This is a genomic window from Candidatus Obscuribacterales bacterium, from assembly GCA_036703605.1.
Classification (GTDB): Bacteria; Cyanobacteriota; Cyanobacteriia; order RECH01; family RECH01; genus RECH01.
In genome coordinates this window covers 1-3214 of record DATNRH010000885.1, presented here as the reverse complement: position 1 = coordinate 3214, position 3214 = coordinate 1, and the positions used below count along the sequence as shown (strand labels likewise).

At 56.0% G+C, this 3214-nt stretch carries 4 protein-coding genes; all 4 read left to right on the top strand.

The annotated features are described in order from the left end of the window. The coding region (locus V6D20_18170; protein HEY9817709.1) for a hypothetical protein at window positions 1-289 on the top strand (289 nt) is incomplete at its 5' end. 173 nt (window positions 290-462) lie between these two features. Continuing rightward, window positions 463-1536, top strand: a complete 1074-nt coding sequence (locus tag V6D20_18165) for a TIR domain-containing protein (GenBank protein ID HEY9817708.1) — start codon at window positions 463-465, stop codon at window positions 1534-1536. Window positions 1537-1565: 29 nt separating this feature from the next. Further along, window positions 1566-2315, top strand: a complete 750-nt coding sequence (locus V6D20_18160) for an AAA family ATPase (GenBank protein HEY9817707.1) — start codon at window positions 1566-1568, stop codon at window positions 2313-2315. A 4-nt stretch (window positions 2316-2319) separates the two neighbouring features. Next, window positions 2320-3214, top strand: an 895-nt coding sequence (locus V6D20_18155; GenBank protein ID HEY9817706.1) for a hypothetical protein, incomplete at its 3' end; no start/stop codon positions are given.

Here is a 3214-nt window from a genome sequence, read left to right as displayed (position 1 = left end):
CCATCATGAAGCAAGGAATTGGGGTAAGGCTGGTTGGCTAATCCCCCTGCTAGACTGTATGTTTGACGGTGTGGCAGATGCATCCCATTATCAAATGAATATGCTTCTCGATGATGGCTACATCCGATTGCAAACGAGTTTGGATACTGCCTCGGATGATATGGATAATGTCACAGATAGCAACATTGAAAATCTGAAGCTTGAGGCCACAAAACTCATTCAAGCTCACACAGATGACTTAGAAAGAATCTGTAAGATCTTGAGCCAAGATACATTGCAGCCGGTCTAGCGACCTATGGCAGCATAACAGTTCATGGTCGTTGTGATGTGATGGCGGGCGATCGCTCCCTAATCCTTAAGCCTACCCAAGGGCGATCGCCCTCCCAGATCATCGTACGTTTTCCAGGTGTCGGGTCATAATTGGAGGCAGCTTGATGCTTTCTGAACACCAACGCTGCCCCTATGAATTCTACCCAAACCATCCTATTCCTATCTGCCAATCCTAAAGATACCGATCGCCTGCGGCTTGACCAAGAGCTGCGGGACATCGAAGAGGGACTGCGGCGGGCCCAGCATCGCGACCAGTTTCGGCTAGAGCAGCGATCGGCGGTGCGGCCGCGGGATATTCAGCGGGCAATGTTGGACATCCAACCCCAGATTGTTCACTTTTCGGGACATGGAGAAGGGGAAGCAGGGCTGGTGTTTGAGGATGATGCTGGCAAGGCTAAGTTGGTAGATGGCGCGGCGTTGGCGGCTCTGTTTGCCCTGTTTGCAGATCAGCTTACCTGTGTGGTGCTGAATGGCTGTTATTCAGAGGTGCAGGCCCAGGCGATCGCTCAACATATTCCCTACGTGATTGGCATGAAGGACGCCATCGGCGATCGGGGGGCGATCGCTTTTTCCGTAGGCTTTTATGATGCGTTGGGAGCGGGGCGGGATGTGGATTTTGCCTATCAGTTGGCCTGCAGCGCGATGCAGTTGGAGGGGGCTGCAGGACATCTGACGCCGGTGTTGCTAAAATCTGAGCGATCGCCCCAACCCAAACCCCTAGCCCCAATGCCGATGAACCCAGCTCCCTCGACTGAACCGATTGAGGTATTTATTTCCTATTCCCATGGAGATGAAGCTCTCAAGGATGAGCTATACATTCACTTAGCGGGGCTACGGCGACAGGGCAAGATCCAGCCCTGGCAGGATCGGCAAATTGAGGCGGGGGCAGAGTGGGATACAGAGATTAAGGCGCGCTTGGAGTCGGCGGGGATCATTCTGCTGTTGATTACACCCCGGTTTCTTAACTCAGACTATTGTTTTGACAAGGAGATGCAGCGGGCCATGGAGCGCCACGAGGCCGGCACGGCGCGGGTGATTCCGATCATCATGAAGCCCTGCGATTGGCCAGGATCGCCGTTTAGTAAGCTACAGGTGTTGCCGAAGGATGCGAAGCCGGTGACGACGTGGGGCGATCGGGATGAGGCGTTGCTGAATGCGGTGCAGGGGATTCGGCGGGCGGTGGAGTCGTTGCAGGCAAAAAAGTAGAGGGTTCTCCGCCTAGCGATCGCACTGGGGTGGGGGACGTTGCAATACAGGTGCCACGGGCGGCGGTGAGTTGGGAGAATCCCTTCGGCGATCGCGGCTGCATTCGCGATCCGTCTCGTTTTTTTGGGCGGCAGGAGCAGCTACGCCGCATCTTTGAGGAGTTGCGGAAGGGATCGAGTCTGTCGTTAGTGGGAGACTCCCAGGTGGGGAAGTCGTCGCTGTTGGCCATGGTGCGCCATCGGGCGGCAGCGGAACTGGGGGCACTGGCGGCCAAGATCGTCCATGTGGATATGCAGATGATTCGCAATGAGGCGGAGTTTTTTGAGGCGCTGTGTGGGGAACTGGGGCAACCGGGTTTATTGCGGGGCTATAGGCTGAAGCGATCGCTGGGGGAGCGGCGCTATGTGGTGTGTTTGGATGAGATTGAGAAAATGACGAACCCGCAAAACTTCACGGGGGATGAGCGGGAGGAGCTGCGGGGCTTGGCGGATGGAGCGGATGCGCCGCTGACGTTGGTGATTGCCAGTCGTTCGCCGTTGGATCTGTTATTTGAGGATGACCCTATGCGCTGTTCACCCTTGGCGGGGATCTGCGGGACGTTGCCGATTGTGCCGTTTAGCTGGGCAGAGACCCAAGCCTTTTTGCACCATCGTTTAGCAAACAATGGCATCCAGTTTTCCCTGGAGCAGATGGAAGTGCTTTTCCACCAAACCCAGGGACACCCTGCCAAGCTCCAGACCGCCGCCGCTGATCTCTATCGCCACCTTACCCAGGGATGATGCCATGCCCACTTTTCCCACCTACCCCGGCGAGTTGCCCGCCTGCCTCAATCTGTTCAATCCACGGCACTATGCCCTGTTAGCCTACTGGATCTTTTTTCGCCCCACAGCTCTGAAATGTTATCTCTACCAAGCAGATCCAGTGTTGTACCTTGCTGGGCCAGGATTGAGGATTTTTCGTTCTTTGACAAGACCTGCCTATCGCAACCTCTACGGGATGGCTCCACTCACGGCTGTGTTGGTATCGTTGCTCATTGGAGTTCCTTGTGTAGGGCTGGTCAGTAGCATTCAGGGGACTCCTCCAGATTGGGGTGGCATGGCCGTAGGGGTGGCCGTAGGGGTGGCCGTAGGGGTGGGAGCACTGCGCCTGCCGATGTATCTGCTTCAGGGTGGGGGTTGGGTCAGGCTTCCCTGGGATCGTTGGCATCCGCTTGGGTGGGATGAGTTAGCTGTTTTCCCTTTTATGGATACCCAAGCGGCGATTCGTCAAGCCTGGCAGCAGGGTGAGGTGGGGGCCCTCCAGCGACTCAGCCAGCTTGCCGCCAATCCGTTTCAGCGCTGGGTGCTGCAGAAAGCGCTCCACCAGCGCCTCCATGAAGCCTCCTCCGGGCTTCCCTTCCTATATGGCCTGTTTAGCACTGACGCCTTAGATGCTTATGCTATTGCTCCTTTGAGTAAATCAGACTGGCGGCAAATTCCATCTGTCCGGCAAGTGTTTGTCAGCGAGCTAGCTGGGTGTGGCAACCACCACGCAAGAGGGTTGGAAAACTTTGTATGGCACATCACTCAGCCACTGCGGATTCGACAGGTCACGTCCTTGACGGAGTTAGCTAAGCTTCTCTATCGGCTTACCTGGGAGTGTGATGCGAGTGAGCCACTGCCGGATGGGTTTGATCTGG

Excerpts from the sequence above, each read along its gene's own strand:
- V6D20_18165 (HEY9817708.1), top strand. The coding sequence starts at position 463 with ATGAATTCTACCCAAACCATCCTATTCCTATCTGCCAATCCTAAAGAT.